Raw genomic sequence first — 15,097 nt, 5'->3', positions numbered from 1 at the left:
GCGTCGGCCTCTTGTACTTGGGGGGGCGCGTCGTTACCGAACTCCTTCAGCACGCCCATCGTCTTCCAGACGGCGGGTTTTAAAATGCTGGCTAACAAGCGCTGGTATGACGATTCCCGTCATTCGGTTGGAACGTATTTGGGCATGTCTTTGACAACGCTAACGGGAACCCTATGTACCAATCTCCGAGAGCTAAAAGGCCAACAAGCGGCGGTTGTTTACGCTCCTCCATCGAATGCAATCCCGTCTGGATCAGGTTTTCGTATTCCGACCAATGCAGCGGGGGTTGCGATTGAAATAGAATTTCCAAATGGGACTGCTCAAAACGGGGGGATCTACCTTACCGCGAGCGCAGGGAAGGTCAGCGCATCCGGTGGGCTCACGCAAGCCTCCGCGAAATTCGCCCCCGTTCCTGTAAAGCTGTCGTTGGTTAAAACTGGCTCATTTTCGGTTACTACCAACGACTCCACTAAAGGCGAGATAACCGTTCCCGGCGGACTGGGTTGGTTCACCTACCGAGGAGTGCAAGATCCCACTTTAATCGCAGGCGCTCAAGATCAACTGCTGATGCCGGCGCGTTATAACGCAGGCGGGAATAATGTTACATACAACGGATTTGCCAGCGCACCAAGTTGCGAAATTCTCGGCTTCGACAAAATTCCCCTAAACTCAGGGTCCAAAGTTATTTCTATGTCTCCGGTCAGCACATCTGCCTTTCAGGGGCTCGGGCCAGTTGATGCGTCCTCCAAGTCTCATCAGTTCAGGTTTTCCTGCAAAGGGGTGGCGGATACCAAGCCTGCCATTTATTTCAGTGCAACGTACCCACTTAATACTGGGGTGGAGGGTGTCGGTTTGCCTGAATTGGGTAGCGATATTGGTATACAGCTATTACTGGATGACGTCCCAGTAAGGTTTGACGTTTTATCTAAGGCGTTATCCTGGAACGTCAACGCTTTAGATAACGATCTCACCGACCAGTTTTATGGCGTTCTTAAGCAGCAGGGTTGGATTTGTCGGAAAAACTGTGATGAAGACATGACAGGGCCTAACTGGGAAAACGGTGGTGCTGCTTCGGGTAATAATGATGGTCTGGGCGCTACGGTTACATTTAAGTATTATCAAACGACCACAGCTTCACCTCAGCCCCGCGATTTTTCGGTCCCTTTTACCGTGACATTAGATGTGCTTTAGGTCTAAATTTTATTGGAATTTTTAGGTTTGCTTTGCAAATGGATTTGCTGGAGTAGCGAAGATGGATCTTGGCTCATCATGTAACTCGGTCGGAATATTGACCTGCTTTGTTTGTATATGTTCTATCTCCCATTCGCCTAGCTCCTTTGCGGCCTGCGATTGGTTGAGCGCAAGTGGTGGAGTGAACAGCTCTATAGCCTCGCGGCAGATAGTGTTAGAGGCGGCCAGCTATCGAATGTTATTCAATCGTTCGTGGCGTGAGAATTCCCGGTTTCCTGTTGGTTCCTTACTCGCGCTTGAAACGCTAACGCTAAGTGCACGAATGTGCAGCGACCTGTACGAGCTAAGTGGCAAACTTCTCGATGTCATCTATTACCCTCCAGCGAACTCCAGTCCCCGCGGCTCGGGGTTTATGGTGCCGAGCAGTGCCGATGGCGTCTCGATGTTTGTCGAATTTCCATCCGGAAGTGTCCGAGCCGGTGCCGTCCTGTTGGCGACCAGCAGTGAAACGGTTCGTCCGGGCGGGCAGCTACTGCTAAACCGAACAGGCATTCCGCCAGTTCCCATGCGCCTGAGCTTGGTGAAGACGGCGCCATTCTCCGGCGATACAGCTAACGCGATCGTTCAGTTTCCTCAGGGCGTCGGTTTCATCAAATACTTCGCCGCCGGCCAGGTGGATATGTCGGCGGCTGATAACCAACTCGTCCTCTCTGCATTGCTAAATCCCGCGGTTGCTAACGACGCTAGCCGTCTCGCCAACGCTAAAAGTCCTGCATGCCAAGCACACGATCCAACCCGGACTGGCGTGAACACTCTGTCTACGATTCAGTTGGCGTCGCTACCTGCGACCTCCTTCGTTGGTCCGGGCGCAACGGAAATAGCACTGCACCGGCGGCCGCTCTTGTTCAGTTGTGAAGCTGCTTTGGATAGCGTTGTTTCTGTATCGTTTGACGCCGCTTTTCCACTCAACAATGGCGTCGAAGGTGTAGGCATGCCGTCCGCAACGAGCGACGTCGGCGTGCAGATCCTTCTCAACGATTCGCCAGTTGCTTTCGGACAAAAATCTTCCGCACTGCCTTGGGCTCCTGTCAGTTATGACGGGCTAGGACGAGGCTATGTAGATCCGGCTTCAGGCACCGTTTACTCCTCGCATGGTTATTATTGCCGGGCCGATTGCGGCGAACAGATGGCCGGTGCGAACTGGCTCGACGGTGGACCGGCTTGGGGAAGTAATCGAGGTATTGGCGGCGCGTCTTTGACCTTCAGGTACTACCAAACCACCGCAGACACTCCGGCTGCGCAACAGTTTTCCGTACCGTTTACTATCAGCATGGATGTGCATTAGATGAGCCAGGTCCTTGCTGTTCGGCCCAACTCACATTTGGACGGTCTTCTGCGGTCACCTACTCCAGAGGTTTACAGTGCGTCGATTCTTATTGCTGGCAGCATTTTTTGGGTTTACGGGCGTCGCGTTAGGAGCCTTTGCCGCGCACGGTCTCAAGGCCACCCTCTCCCCCGAGTACTTAGCGATCTTCCAGACAGGCACCCATTATCAAATGTTGCACGCCCTTGGGTTGGTAGCAGTGGCCCTTTTGGCGCCGCATCTCCCGAGTCGCTTTCTGAGTGCGGCAGGCTGGTTATTTGCAACGGGCATCGTGTTGTTTTCCGGAAGCCTGTATTTATTGACCCTGACCGGGATGACGAAGCTGGGCATTATTACTCCGTTTGGCGGCATTGCTTTTCTAGCGGGCTGGCTTTGCCTCGGGCTCTCGGCCTGGCGCAAACCGGGTCATTGAGGAAAACGAAACAACCTGACCGCGGCGTCAATTGTGAGACGAATGGCGCGCCTTTGCCTTGGTCGGCGCTTGCGTTGAGGCTAGAATGCCGGCCCCCTCACTTTTGTGATTGCCTGTTATGCGCATTCAGTTGAACGGTGAACCTTTCGAAATGGCTGACGGCCAGACCGTTGCGGACCTGCTGGTACGCTTGGACCTTACCGGTCGGCGCGTCGCGGTCGAGCTCAATCTCGACATCGTGCCCCGTAGTCAGCACGGCGAAACTGTTCTGCACGAAGGCGACACGCTGGAAGTCGTGCACGCCATAGGCGGCGGTTAACACGTTCGCATCCGACTGTCGCCCACCCGATTAGCGTTACTGCATGAGGATTTTCGATGAGCCAATCTCGCACCGATAAGCCGTTTACCCTGGCCGGACGCACTTATCAGTCTCGCCTGTTGGTGGGCACTGGCAAGTATCAAGACCTCGACGAAACCCGCCGCGCCATCGAAGCTTCAGGCGCCGAGATCGTGACTGTGGCCGTGCGCCGCACCAACATTGGCCAGAATCCGGATGAGCCGAATCTGCTCGATGTCATTCCGCCAGATCGTTACACCATTCTTCCCAACACCGCCGGCTGCTACGACGCCGCGGAGGCCGTGCGCACCTGCCGCCTGGCGCGCGAGCTGTTGGACGGCCACAAGCTGGTAAAGCTCGAAGTATTGGCTGATCAGAAAACGCTGTTCCCCAATGTCATCGAAACGCTTAAAGCCGCTGAAGTGCTCGTTAAAGATGGTTTTGACGTGATGGTTTACACCAGCGACGACCCGATCATTGCGCGCCAGTTGGCTGAGATGGGCTGCATCGCGGTCATGCCGCTCGCGGGGCTGATTGGCACGGGGCTGGGTATCTGCAACCCCTACAACCTGCGCATTATCCTTGAAGAAGCGAAGGTTCCGGTGCTGGTAGATGCCGGCGTTGGTACGGCTTCAGACGCCACCATTGCCATGGAGCTCGGTTGCGAAGCCGTGCTGATGAACAGCGCCATCGCTCACGCGCAAAACCCGGTGCTAATGGCTGAAGCCATGAAGCACGCCATTGTGGCTGGGCGCATGGCGTATCTCGCCGGGCGCATGCCGAAAAAACTGTATGCCAGCGCGTCCTCGCCGCTGGATGGTCTGATCAAGTAAGAGCCACCATGACTGAACCGCTAGATATCCAGGCTGACGCCCAGGACGAAACCCGCACCGACACCCGCAAGCACCGCGCGATTAAAAGTTTCGTGATGCGCGCCGGACGCATGACGGAAGGACAGCAGCGCGGCCTGGACATTGGCAAGCCGTTGTTCGTGCTGCCGCTTGCGGAGGAGTTCGTGGACTTCGACCAAGTGTTTGGCCGTTCGGCGCCGCGCACTCTGGAAATCGGTTTTGGCATGGGCCACTCGCTGCTGGAGATGGCCGCCGCTGCGCCCGAGCAAGACTTTATTGGTGTTGAAGTACATCGACCGGGTGTTGGCGCGCTGCTCAACGGCGTGCTGACCCAGGATCTGAAAAACCTGCGCGTGTATGACTGCGACGCGATCGAGGTGCTCAAGCGCTGTGTCGCCGATGCCAGCCTGGACCGCCTGCTGCTGTTCTTCCCGGATCCCTGGCACAAGGCGCGTCACCATAAGCGCCGTATCGTGCAGCCCGAGTTTGCTGAGTTGGTACGTCAAAAGCTGAAGGTCGGCGGCGTGTTGCACATGGCCACCGATTGGCAGCCTTACGCTGAAGTGATGTTGGAAGTGATGCAGGCAGCTCCGGGTTATCGCAACCAGGCTGCAGACGGCACCTATGTGCCGCGTCCCGAAGAGCGTCCGATCACCAAGTTCGAGCGCCGCGGCGAGCGTTTGGGCCACGGCGTGTGGGATCTTAAATTTGAGCGTCTAGACTGATCGATAAATGCCCATGGCCGTTGGCAGTCAACGCTGTCCGGACGGCCTGGAACATGTTGAAAGCGTGCTGCACCGTTACTAAATCAGACCGGCTCAAGCCGGCTACCTCACCACAGCAATACGCATGACTGGCTGGATAAATAATAAAGGTGGCGCGTTACCGACTCGCCCCAAGGAGAAAGTCTGTGTTGAGAAGTATTGGAGTACTGCTGCTCGCGATGTGTGCAGTGAATGCATACGCCAAAGTCGACGCGGTTCAGGCCAACCGGCTGAATGGCGACCTCACTCCGCTGGGCGGCGAACGCAAAGGTAATGCCGCCGGCACGATTCCCGAGTGGGACGGCGGTATAGCGCAGCCGATCCCTGGCTATAAGCCCGGCATGCACCACCCAGACCCCTATGCCAACGAGTCTGTGCAGTACACGGTTAACAGCAAAAACGTCGCGCAATACCAGGCGCAACTGCCAATCGGCCTGAAGACGTTGCTGGAAACCAATCCGGATTATTACCTGCGCGTTTTCCCGACCCACCGCAGTGCTGCGGCGCCGCAACGCATCTACGACGCGACTCGCTATAACGCTACAAACGCCGACCTGATCTCTGGCGGTAACGGCGTTCAAGGCGCGGCCTCTGGCATCCCTTTCCCGTTGCCACAAACCGGCCAGGAAGCGATCTGGAACCACGTGATGCGTTACCGGGGCGAGCAAATCCACTTCGTCACCAACCAGGCAGCGGTGCTGTCCAACGGTGCGTACAACCTGCTCAAGCTCGACCGTGACATCTACTTCCGCTACGGCCGTGAAGGCGTGACCCCGTCGGACTTGGACAACACGTTGTTCTTCTACAAATACAGCGTGGTCGCCCCGGCCAAGCTCGCCGGTTCGGCGCTGGTAGTGCAGGAAACCCTTGATCAGGTGTTGTCCATCCGTAAAGCGTGGCGTTTCAACCGGGGCGAGCGCCGCGTGCGTCGTCTGCCGATGCTGGCCTTCGACACGTTGCAGCCAGACACCAACGGCATGGCCACCGCCGACATGGTCGACTCCTACAACGGCGCGCCGGACCGCTACGACTGGACGCTGGTGGGCAAGAAAGAAATGCTCGTGCCGTACAACAGCTATGCCGTGCACCAGAAAGGCATTCCGTACGACACCATTCTGCAAGCCAAGAGCGTCAACCCTGAGCTGTTGCGCTACGAGCTACACCGCGTGTGGATCGTCGAAGCGTCGCTGCGCAAAGGCTTCAGCCACCCGTACGCCAAACGTCGCTTCTACCTCGATGAAGATAGCTGGCAGATCCTGGCGGTAGACCTGTACGACAAGGACGACAAGTTGGTCGGCCTGCAGGAAAGCCACCCCATCAGCTATTACGATGTGCCAATGTTCGGCAGCACGTTGGAAACCATCTACGACTTCGCCGGCAAGCGCTACTTCGCCGATGGTCTGGATAACAACGAAATCATGTACGACTTCAACGCCAAGCTGGGCCCAGGTGACTTCACGCCGCAGGCGCTGCGCCGCGAAGGGAATTGATTGATGGGCTGCTCGCAGCCCGCTCTGAAATAGCGTGACGTTGAAAAGAATCGCGGCTGAAACCGCTCCCACCGAGGCTGGATTGTGTGGGGGCGGGGTCAGCCGCGATTTTTTATGGGTGACCGTTAATCCACCAGGACCGCGCCCACCAGGGTTGGCTCCGGCAGCGACGACGGCGCCGGGCTGATTTGCAGGTACTTGATGCTCTCACGCGGAATCATCAACAGGTCGCCGTTAACGGCGATGCTCAGGAACGGTGATTCAAGTTGCTTCCGCAAGGCGCGAGCAATCACCACCGGATCGTCGCTTTGTTCGGGGAAGCGCATGATCAAGCGCTGGCCGTCCTGGAAGTACAGATAAAGATGTTTGAGCGCTTTCATAGCCCTGCTCCTCTGCTGGCTGCCGCATGGGCCGCCAGGCGGAAGCCGCGGCTTAGTTGCGGTCGGCGATCACGCCGATCAGGAAGAAGACTAGTAGCAGAACCGGCGCCAGGGTGTAGTTATTGAAGTAGCCAAGACCCTTGGCCACCCACGGCGTGAGGAAGATCATCGCCAGGCCGTAACCGACCGCGCAGATGAGCACGAACAGCAACGTACGGAAAATAAAATTTAGGCCGCCGATACGTTGTTGAATCCAGGTGTTGATCCCTGGACCAAACAGCACCAAGACGGTGGCCATAATCGCCAGCGAAATGTCGTAAAGATGGCCACGAGTCCAGCGCGAGACGGTGGCGATCAGGTCGAGAATCAGGTCCATCTGGTGTCCTTAGCCCAGCCGGGCATCGAAGTCAGGGCAAAAAATACTGCAGCAGGTCATTGAGAAACAACTGGCCTTCAGGCGTCGCCACCAGCCGATCTGGATCGGCCACTAGCAAGCCGCGCTGTTGCGCTTGTTCACGGGCGCGCGCTAATGCAGCCAGCGGCAAACCGGTGCGCTGGCTGAACAGCTCTGCCGCTACGCCATCGGTCAGGCGCAGTGCGTTCATCAAGAACTCGAACGGCAGTTCCTCGGCGGTTAGCGCCTTGGCACCGGCCTGGAAATTTTTTGTCGGGTCGAGGTAATCCTTGGGCAATCGTGTTTTCCAGGTGCGCAAAATTTGCCCGTCCGGGCTGCTCAGTTTGGCGTGGGCGCCCGCACCGATGCCGAGGAAATCGCCAAAGCTCCAGTAGTTCAGGTTGTGCCGCGCACGCTTGCCGTCTCGGGCATACGCCGACACTTCGTACTGCGCGAAGCCATGTTCGGCCAGCAGCGCCAGGCCGGCTTCCTGGATATCCCACAGCGTGTCGTCTTCGGGGAGCGTTGGCGGCTGATTCCAAAACACCGTGTTCGGCTCCAGCGTTAGCTGGTACCAGGACAAATGCGTCGGCGACAGCGCAATGGCCTGGCGCAGATCGCCCAAGGCATCGTCCAGAGACTGATCGGGCAAGCCGTGCATCAAGTCGAGGTTGAAGTTATCGAAGCCGGCATCGCGCGCCATGTCGGCGGCGCGCATGGCTTCATCGCCGTTGTGGATACGGCCGAGCGCTTGCAACTTGGTCTGCTGGAAGCTTTGCACGCCGATGGAGAGCCGGTTGATACCGAGCTGGCGATAGGCGCGAAACTTGTTCTGTTCGAACGTGCCAGGGTTGGCTTCCAGGGTGATTTCAATGTCGCTGGCAAAGCGGATGCGTCGCTCGACGCCTTCCAACAATCGCCCTAGCGCCTCGGCGCTAAACAAACTGGGCGTACCGCCGCCGAAGAAAATCGAGGTCAGCTCACGGCCGTGGGCCAGCGGTAAATCACGCTCCAGGTCTGCCAGCAGCGCGTCGACGTAGGCGACTTCCGGCAAATCCGGGCTCGCCATGTGAGAGTTGAAGTCGCAATACGGGCATTTGCGCACGCACCAGGGAATGTGGATGTACAACGCCAGGGGCGGCAGTTGCAGCAAATTGCCTTCGCCTACCAAGCCCTGAGCAGCGGCGCGCGGAAAGATCAGCCCGCCTTTGGTGTCGTTCATTTCAGACCCAGACGCTCGCGTAGCAACGCCATGGCGCGGGCGCGATGGCTCAATTGGTTTTTCTCGGCAGGGCTCAGCACGGCGCTAGAGCAGTTGCGCTCCGGCACCCAGAACAGCGGGTCATAGCCGAAGCCATGTTCGCCCTCGGCTTGCTCAAGAATGCGCCCGTGCCAGAGTCCTTCGCAGATGATCGGCAACGGGTCGTCGGCGTGGCGTACCAATGCCAGGCAGCACACGAACTGCGCGGTTCGTTTTTCGGCCGGCAGGCCTTGAAGGGCGAGTAGCAATTTGGCGTTGTTCGCCGCATCGCCCTGGCCGTCGGCATAGCGTGCCGAGTAAATGCCCGGCGCACCGCCCAGGGCATCCACCGCCAGGCCGGAGTCGTCGGCCAATGCCGGCAGGCCGGAAACTCGCGCGGCGTTGCGGGCCTTGAGGATGGCGTTTTCGATAAACGACAAGCCGGTTTCTTCCGGCTCGATTTCACTGAATTCGCCCACCGAGCGCACCTGTACGGCGTCGCCGAGCATAGCTTGCAGTTCCTTCAGCTTGCCGGCGTTGTGGCTGGCCAGAACCAGTTGGCTGAGGTCAAACGTGGCGTTGCTCATTTGTCGTCCGGGAAAAATTCTTGGTTGAAATCGAGGCTGTTCGCCGCGCCTTCGCCGACTTGTACCGTCAGTTTGAAACGCAGCACTTCCCGTTGTTCAAAGGGGAATTGCGCCAGGTAGTAAATGGCACCGCTCTCAGTAACCTGCTTGAACTCCAGCGGCCGCGCTTTGCCCAGCAGGTCGGTGACCGTACCGGTGACGTTGGCGGCGCTGGCTTTGCCAGCCTTCAGTACGGCGACGTTGAGCACGCCCAGGGTTTTGCTGCGGGTCAGGCCAGCGGCGGCGGCGATGTCGGGCTGCAAAAAGCCGGAGTTGAAGGCGTTGTAGTGCACATCCAGCTCACCAAAGCTGACTTTACGCTCGGCCAGCACCGGCAAGGCCAGGCAGATACTGAGAAGAAAAAGGGCGAGACGACGCATGGGAATTCTCCTGAAACGAGGGCGGATCAAACGGCGATGCGGTGTTCCTGAACGCCAGGCCCGCTGACGCGATAGATGCCGATTTCACCCAATAGATTAGGCCACATACGGCTGGCCCAGCTGTGTCGATGTAAGTGGTCGACGGCCAGGCGGTCGAGCACCTTGACGCTGCGCTCCAGGCACAAAGCCTCGAAGTCTTTAAACGTGCAGAAGTGAATGTTCGGCGTGTTGTACCAGGTGTACGGCATGAAGTCCGACACCGGCATGCGACCGTTGCGCGCCAGGTAATAGCGGCAGCGCCAGTGGCCGAAGTTCGGGAAGGTGATGATGCATTGGCGACCGACGCGCAGCATTTCTTCCAGAATTTTGTCCGGGTACTGCACCGCTTGCAGCGCCTGGGTCATGACCACCACATCGAAGCTGTTGCTGGCAAAGTTGCCCAGCCCCAGGTCGAGGTTTTGCTCAATGACGTTCACGCCCTTGGTTACGCACTGAGCGATGTTGTCGGGGTCGATCTCCAGGCCGTAGCCTGTTACCTGTTTATGGTCGCGCAGCCAGGCCAGCAGTTCGCCGTTACCGCAGCCCAGGTCGAGCACGCGGCTACCGGCGGGTATCCAGTCCTGGATGATTTCAAGATCGGCTCTCACGACAATCCTCAGAGGCTGATGCGGTTCATGTAACCGCTGAATGCTTGCAGGTAACGCGGGATGGGCATCAGGAAGGCGTCATGGCCTTGCGGCGCGTCCACTTCCAGGTAGCAAACGTTTTTGCGTGCCGCCATCAGCGCATCGACGATTTCCCGCGAGCGGGCTGGCGAGAAGCGCCAGTCGGTGGTGAAGGAAATCACGCAGAAGTCTGCTTTGACGCCGGCCAGGGTTTTTGCCAGATCGCCATCGTGTACGGCGGCAGGGTCGAAATAGTCCAGCGCCTTGGTCATTAGCAAATACGTGTTGGCGTCGAAGCGTCCAGAGAACTCTTCGCCCTGATAGCGCAGGTAGCTTTCCACCTGAAACTCAACGCTGTGGAAGTCGTAATTGAGCTTTTCGCTTTTGAGCCCACGGCCGAATTTTTCGCCCATGGCGTCATCGGACAGGTAGGTGATGTGGCCGACCATGCGTGCCAGCATCAGCCCGCGTTTGGGGATGACGCTGTGCTCCTGGAAATGTCCGCCGTGGAATTCCGGGTCGGACAAAATGGCCTGACGCGCCACTTCGTTAAAGGCGATGTTTTGTGCCGAGAGCTTGGGCGCCGAGGCAATGGCCAGGCAGTGACGAATGCGATCCGGGTAGCTGATAGCCCATTGCATCGCCTGCATGCCGCCGAGGCTGCCGCCCACCACTGCTGCCCACTGCGCGATGCCGAGCCGATCTGCCAGCAGCGCCTGGCTGTTGACCCAGTCTTCCACTGTTAATACGGGAAAGTCGGCACCGTAAGGCTTGTCGGTGGCCGGGTTAATGCTCGATGGGCCGGTAGAGCCGTTGCAACCGCCGAGGTTGTTGAGGCTGACGACAAAAAAACGGTTGGTGTCGATGGCCTTGCCTGGGCCGATGCAGCTGTCCCACCAGCCGGGCTTGCGCTCATCGACGTTGTGGTAGCCGGCGGCGTGGTGGTGCCCCGACAAGGCATGACAAATAAGCACGGCATTGCTGCGGGCTGCGTTCAGTTCGCCGTAGGTCTCGTACACCAATTGGTACTGACCCAGGCTGCGCCCGCACGCCAAGGCCAAGGGCTCGGCAAAGTGCTCGACTTGCGGCGTAACCAAACCAACGGAGTCTTCGGGAAAGGCGGTGGGCATCGACCCTGCTCTCGCAAAAAGGAGGCGCCAGTCTAAAGAGCACCGTCCCGTGCGGCAAGCAGCGTGGCGGCCGGCTAAGCCCCTGAATTGTCATGGCAAAACCGGCGGCTGAGCGCCGGTGATTACTCGCTCGTCTGCGCCTGACGAGCCGAGGAGGGCAGCGTCACCACTTTGCCTTGGCGCGAAATCGGCGCGGGCCGGCGCAGGGTGCGCAGCATTTCGTTGGCCTGACTCAGTTGCACCTCCAGCCCTTTCATATAGCTCAGCATTTGCTGGCTGCGGGCGCGGGCCTGTTGGGTGTTCTGGGCCAACGATTTAAGCCGCAGCATGTGGGTTTCCAGCAGCTGTTTGTGTTCCAGCGTGTGCTGCATCAGCGGCATCAGTGCATCGGCGGCCCACTGTTCCACATCGCGGCGCAGGCGTTGGTGCAGGCCGATCACTTCCTGTACCAAGGTAGCGAAGAAGCGGCGGGTCAGGGTGCGTTGTTCGGTGAGCAGGGTGCGCAGGTGAAGGCGGAACTGGTCGGCTTTGCCTTGTAGTCCTTTGAGCTCGCGTTGGTAACGCTTCACGTTGAACTGCGGTGCGTCCACGCCGTTCAGCGGGTTCTCTTCGTTATGGCGACGGTAGATGGCCGAGACCATCTTGTTGGCCATCTCAACTTCCTGGCCGAGGTTGGCGAGGTCGTGGTCCACGGAGCGGAAGAAATGCAAAATCGCCTGGTTGATGCCCAGCGTGGTCCAGCTTCCGGTGAGGTTGGTGCGCACCTTGTTCAGGTGCTCTTCCAGGCGCTCGGAGCGGGCCGCGTTGCGCAGCAGGTCGCCTTGGCGCTTGAGCAAGCGCTGGTTGGTTTTCAACCCGAGCAGGCGACGGTGGTGTTGACTGTGGTCGTCTTTGGTTTTGGCCGTCAGTTCGAACAGTAATTGGCCGTTGTCGTGCTGATGGTTGGCCAGCAGCGCTTGCTGCTCGCGCACTTTCTCCAAACGCAGGTTGAGCACGTGTTGGCTGTTTTGCAGCAGGGCCAGCACCTGGTTGACCACGCGATCTTCAAGCAGCCGCTCTTTCTGCGCCACGATGCGTTCGCACAGCAGGTTTTCCAAGTGGCCCAACTGGCTGCGTTCCAGCAGCGGTTGGTCTTTGCGCACTTTGGCCAGCAGTGCCTGCTTGGCCGACAGCGGCAGCACATCTTCTATGCCGATGCCGAGTTGTTTGGCCGTGGCGCTCTGAATCTGGCTGATGGCGTTCTGCACAAACGCCTCACCGGCGAGGTCATCCCACAGCACATCAATTTTGTTCAGCACGGCGAACAGGCTGCTTTGAGTTTCTTCGTCGAGCTGGCGGATGTGGGTTTGCCACACGGCCATGTCGCTGGCGGTGACGCCGGTGTCTGCCGAGAGCAGGAAGATGATCGCCTGCGCGCTCGGCAGCATCGACAGGGTCAGTTCGGGCTCGCTGCCCAAGGCGTTGAGCCCAGGCGTGTCGAGAATGCGCAGGCCCTGGCGCAGCAGCGGATGGTCGAAGTTGACGATGGCGTGGCGCCAGGCCGGCACCAGAACCTGGCCGGGTTTGCCGGCGCTTTCGAGCATGTCCGGGTGGAAGCCCAACTGAATGGCCTGCTCGACCGCCATGGGTTTGGTCTTCGCCACTTGGGTGAAGGCTTGCACCATGTTGTCGGGGTCGGTGATGTCTAGCGGAATATTTACCCAATGCCGTGGGATGCGCTTGAACTGCGCGACGCTGGCATCCGTCATGCGCGTTTCAATCGGCAGCAGGCGGATGTAAGAACGCTCCGAGCGTGGGTCAAAGAACAACTCGGTCGGGCACATGGTGGTGCGCCCGGCGTGAGACGGCAGCATGCGCTGGCCGTATTCGGAGAAAAACAGGCTGTTGATCAGCTCGGTTTTGCCGCGCGAAAACTCGCCGACAAAGGCCAGGGTGATGTGATCGGTGCGCAGTGTGCGCAGGGCGCGGTCGAGCTTGGCTTCAACGGCGTCGGTGATGAGGCGGTTAGTGGCGAGCCAACTGCGGTAGCGGGTGATTTCCCGAACCAGTTCGCGCTTCCAGCCTACGTATGCACTGACTTGTTGGCTGAGACGTTCCATGCTCATTCCTGCACTCCTGTGGGCAACGCATCCTGCGACTGGTTTTTAGCGATGATCGGCGTGGTCAGCAGTGGCGGCAAGCGCCCAGGCGGCACGCTGTGACGGGTGCACGCTAGAGTGGCAGGTTGCCACTGCGGGGCATTATGCGGGAAGCATCCTACGCGTCAATCGGCCTTGGATGGCAGCCCGCCTTAAGGTCGACGAGCGTGACCGAGCGGTCGTGCCGGCCGGGGTGCATGGGCGCTGGGTTTGCCACCCAGCGCCCACGTACGCATTACAGCAACATGCGCAGCACGTCCGGCATGCCGCTCATGATCATCAGGTTTTGAATGACCAGCATGTCGAGCAGCTTCAACGCCAGGAACGCAAAGATGGGCGAAATATCCAGACCGCCCAGGTTCGGCATGATGCGGCGGATCGGCGACAGCACCGGCTCGCAAATCTGGTTCACCAGCTCCACGCCTGGGTTGTGGCTGCCTTGGGCGACCCACGACAGAATCACGCTGATAATCAGGGCGAAGAAGAACACTTTGAGGAACAGCGCGGTGATGCCAATCAACGACCAGATCAGCATTTGCAGCGGGTTGGCGATGATGCCGTAGGTCAGCAGCAAGGTCAGCGCGATCAGGATGAACTGCAGCACGATTGCCAGCACCAGCGAGGCGATATCCAGCCCGCCGAAGCCTGGAATGATCTTTCGCAGCGGTTTAAGCAGCGGCTGGGTGGCGCGAACAATGAACTGGCACAGCGGGTTATAAAAGTTGGCGCGCACCAGTTGCAGAATGAAGCGCAACAGCACGATCAACAGGTACAGGCTGCCCAGCGTTTGCAGGATGTAAACGGCAGCGGTGTTCAATCCAATCATCGTCAGCTCCTTATTGGCCCAATTGCTCGGCCAGTTCCGCCGAGCGATGCGCCGCGGCGTTGAGTGCTTGTTCGACCAGCGCTTCAAAGCCGCCGGCCTGGAAACTTTTGATCGCCGCTTCGGTGGTGCCGGCGGGCGAGGTCACGCGGCGGCGCAGTTCGGCGGCGTCCACGTCGCTGGCCACTGCCATGCGCGCGGCGCCCAACGCAGTCTGTAGCGTCAGTTGAGCGGCAGTCGCGGCGGGCAGGCCGAGTTTTTCACCGGCGGCGGTCATCGCTTCGATCAGCAGGAAGAAATAGGCGGGGCCGCTGCCCGACACGGCGGTCACGGCGTCAATCAGGTGCTCTTCATCCAGCCACAACGCTACGCCGACTGCCGACAGCAGTTGCTCGGCCTGGGCGCGTTGGTCGCCGGAAACGTCGGGGTTGGCGAACAGGCCGCTCACGCCTTGGCGCAGCAGCGCCGGGGTGTTGGGCATGCAGCGCACGATAGGTCGCGTCGGGATTGTCGGCGTGCTCAACCAGGTTTGCATGCTCGCGCAGGTGATGCCGGCGGCAATCGAGACGACCAATTGCTCGCTCTTAAGGTGCGGCGCCAAGGCCAGGCACACGCTCTTCATGGCCTGCGGTTTGATCGACAACACCACCACATTGGCGCCTTTCACCGCGTCGGCGTTGTCGGCGAACACATCGATGCCGTGCTCGCCGGCAATTTTGCTGCGCTGCTCGGCGCCCGGGTCGCTGGCACAGAGCTGCTTGCTGTCCATGCCCTGGGCGCGCAAGCCGCCAATCAAACTGGCGGCCATGTTGCCGGCACCAATAAAGGCAATACGGGGGTTGCTCATAAAACGCTTCCTTTATAGAGGCATGGGTTGTGACCGTTCATGCCG

General features: G+C 59.0%; 17 protein-coding genes. 7 read left to right on the top strand and 10 right to left on the bottom strand.

Annotated elements, in window-relative coordinates; genetic code table 11:
• Nucleotides 1-84: 84 nt before the first annotated feature.
• From AC0IW7_RS07925 to AC0IW7_RS07895, 7 genes are all read left to right on the top strand, one after another.
• Nucleotides 85-1,191 carry a hypothetical protein gene (locus AC0IW7_RS07925; protein ID WP_471816918.1) on the top strand — a complete coding sequence of 369 codons (1,107 nt, stop codon included), beginning with the start codon at nucleotides 85-87 and terminating at the stop codon, nucleotides 1,189-1,191.
• A 181-nt stretch (nucleotides 1,192-1,372) separates the two neighbouring features.
• Entirely contained in the window at nucleotides 1,373-2,536 is a 1,164-nt protein-coding gene (locus tag AC0IW7_RS07920; RefSeq protein WP_471816916.1) for a hypothetical protein, read from the top strand.
• A 76-nt stretch (nucleotides 2,537-2,612) separates the two neighbouring features.
• Nucleotides 2,613-2,987 (top strand): DUF423 domain-containing protein, encoded by a 375-nt coding sequence (locus tag AC0IW7_RS07915; RefSeq protein WP_471816914.1) that lies wholly within the window; start codon nucleotides 2,613-2,615, stop codon nucleotides 2,985-2,987.
• A gap of 118 nt (nucleotides 2,988-3,105) precedes the next feature.
• Entirely contained in the window at nucleotides 3,106-3,306 is a 201-nt protein-coding gene (gene thiS / locus AC0IW7_RS07910; RefSeq protein WP_471816912.1) for a sulfur carrier protein ThiS, read from the top strand.
• Between the two features lie 56 nt (nucleotides 3,307-3,362).
• Entirely contained in the window at nucleotides 3,363-4,157 is a 795-nt protein-coding gene (locus AC0IW7_RS07905) for a thiazole synthase (RefSeq protein WP_122452972.1), read from the top strand.
• A 95-nt stretch (nucleotides 4,158-4,252) separates the two neighbouring features.
• On the top strand, nucleotides 4,253-4,900 hold the full coding sequence (trmB, locus tag AC0IW7_RS07900; RefSeq protein WP_471817018.1) for a tRNA (guanosine(46)-N7)-methyltransferase TrmB: 648 nt from the start codon (nucleotides 4,253-4,255) through the stop codon (nucleotides 4,898-4,900).
• Between the two features lie 185 nt (nucleotides 4,901-5,085).
• Nucleotides 5,086-6,429, top strand: coding sequence for a DUF1329 domain-containing protein (locus AC0IW7_RS07895; RefSeq protein ID WP_471816910.1), 1,344 nt, complete (start codon nucleotides 5,086-5,088; stop codon nucleotides 6,427-6,429).
• Nucleotides 6,430-6,554: 125 nt separating this feature from the next.
• On the opposite strand, the gene AC0IW7_RS07890 is transcribed toward AC0IW7_RS07895, so the two are convergent.
• From AC0IW7_RS07890 to proC, 10 genes are all read right to left on the bottom strand, one after another.
• Nucleotides 6,555-6,809: a hypothetical protein gene (locus AC0IW7_RS07890; RefSeq protein WP_471816908.1), complete on the bottom strand. Its 255-nt coding sequence runs from the start codon at nucleotides 6,807-6,809 to the stop codon at nucleotides 6,555-6,557.
• A 52-nt stretch (nucleotides 6,810-6,861) separates the two neighbouring features.
• Nucleotides 6,862-7,185: a DUF3392 domain-containing protein gene (locus tag AC0IW7_RS07885; RefSeq protein WP_122492118.1), complete on the bottom strand. Its 324-nt coding sequence runs from the start codon at nucleotides 7,183-7,185 to the stop codon at nucleotides 6,862-6,864.
• 31 nt (nucleotides 7,186-7,216) lie between these two features.
• Nucleotides 7,217-8,425, bottom strand: a complete 1,209-nt coding sequence (gene hemW / locus AC0IW7_RS07880) for a radical SAM family heme chaperone HemW (RefSeq protein WP_471816906.1) — start codon at nucleotides 8,423-8,425, stop codon at nucleotides 7,217-7,219.
• Nucleotides 8,422-9,030: an RdgB/HAM1 family non-canonical purine NTP pyrophosphatase gene (gene rdgB / locus AC0IW7_RS07875; protein ID WP_471816904.1), complete on the bottom strand. Its 609-nt coding sequence runs from the start codon at nucleotides 9,028-9,030 to the stop codon at nucleotides 8,422-8,424. Before rdgB ends, hemW begins: the two co-directional genes overlap by 4 nt.
• Nucleotides 9,027-9,449 (bottom strand): DUF4426 domain-containing protein, encoded by a 423-nt coding sequence (locus AC0IW7_RS07870; RefSeq protein WP_463384185.1) that lies wholly within the window; start codon nucleotides 9,447-9,449, stop codon nucleotides 9,027-9,029. The genes rdgB and AC0IW7_RS07870 overlap by 4 nt, the downstream gene beginning before the upstream one ends.
• Before the next feature lie 26 nt (nucleotides 9,450-9,475).
• A complete protein-coding gene (gene metW, locus AC0IW7_RS07865; protein ID WP_122492114.1) occupies nucleotides 9,476-10,096 on the bottom strand; it encodes a methionine biosynthesis protein MetW in 621 nt (206 codons plus the stop codon).
• A gap of 8 nt (nucleotides 10,097-10,104) precedes the next feature.
• Nucleotides 10,105-11,244, bottom strand: a complete 1,140-nt coding sequence (gene metX, locus AC0IW7_RS07860) for a homoserine O-succinyltransferase MetX (RefSeq protein ID WP_471816901.1) — start codon at nucleotides 11,242-11,244, stop codon at nucleotides 10,105-10,107.
• A gap of 122 nt (nucleotides 11,245-11,366) precedes the next feature.
• Entirely contained in the window at nucleotides 11,367-13,349 is a 1,983-nt protein-coding gene (locus AC0IW7_RS07855; protein WP_471816899.1) for a dynamin family protein, read from the bottom strand.
• 268 nt (nucleotides 13,350-13,617) lie between these two features.
• On the bottom strand, nucleotides 13,618-14,208 hold the full coding sequence (locus tag AC0IW7_RS07850; protein ID WP_471816897.1) for a YggT family protein: 591 nt from the start codon (nucleotides 14,206-14,208) through the stop codon (nucleotides 13,618-13,620).
• Between the two features lie 10 nt (nucleotides 14,209-14,218).
• On the bottom strand, nucleotides 14,219-15,052 hold the full coding sequence (gene proC / locus AC0IW7_RS07845) for a pyrroline-5-carboxylate reductase (RefSeq protein WP_471816895.1): 834 nt from the start codon (nucleotides 15,050-15,052) through the stop codon (nucleotides 14,219-14,221).
• Nucleotides 15,053-15,097: the final 45 nt, after the last annotated feature.

The organism is Pseudomonas sp. AC229 (genome assembly GCF_979254655.1).
This window is presented reverse-complemented; position numbering and strand designations above follow the sequence as displayed.

Bases quoted from the DNA above. Each gene is read 5' to 3' on its own strand.
- AC0IW7_RS07925 (WP_471816918.1), top strand. From the start codon at position 85: ATGCTGGCTAACAAGCGCTGGTATGACGATTCCCGTCATTCGGTTGGA.
- thiS (WP_471816912.1), top strand. From the start codon at position 3,106: ATGCGCATTCAGTTGAACGGTGAACCTTTCGAAATGGCTGACGGCCAG.
- AC0IW7_RS07905 (WP_122452972.1), top strand. From the start codon at position 3,363: ATGAGCCAATCTCGCACCGATAAGCCGTTTACCCTGGCCGGACGCACT.
- trmB (WP_471817018.1), top strand. From the start codon at position 4,253: ATGCGCGCCGGACGCATGACGGAAGGACAGCAGCGCGGCCTGGACATT.
- AC0IW7_RS07890 (WP_471816908.1), bottom strand. From the start codon at position 6,809: ATGAAAGCGCTCAAACATCTTTATCTGTACTTCCAGGACGGCCAGCGC.
- AC0IW7_RS07885 (WP_122492118.1), bottom strand. From the start codon at position 7,185: ATGGACCTGATTCTCGACCTGATCGCCACCGTCTCGCGCTGGACTCGT.
- hemW (WP_471816906.1), bottom strand. From the start codon at position 8,425: ATGAACGACACCAAAGGCGGGCTGATCTTTCCGCGCGCCGCTGCTCAG.
- rdgB (WP_471816904.1), bottom strand. From the start codon at position 9,030: ATGAGCAACGCCACGTTTGACCTCAGCCAACTGGTTCTGGCCAGCCAC.
- AC0IW7_RS07870 (WP_463384185.1), bottom strand. From the start codon at position 9,449: ATGCGTCGTCTCGCCCTTTTTCTTCTCAGTATCTGCCTGGCCTTGCCG.
- metX (WP_471816901.1), bottom strand. From the start codon at position 11,244: ATGCCCACCGCCTTTCCCGAAGACTCCGTTGGTTTGGTTACGCCGCAA.
- AC0IW7_RS07855 (WP_471816899.1), bottom strand. From the start codon at position 13,349: ATGAGCATGGAACGTCTCAGCCAACAAGTCAGTGCATACGTAGGCTGG.
- AC0IW7_RS07850 (WP_471816897.1), bottom strand. From the start codon at position 14,208: ATGATTGGATTGAACACCGCTGCCGTTTACATCCTGCAAACGCTGGGC.
- proC (WP_471816895.1), bottom strand. From the start codon at position 15,052: ATGAGCAACCCCCGTATTGCCTTTATTGGTGCCGGCAACATGGCCGCC.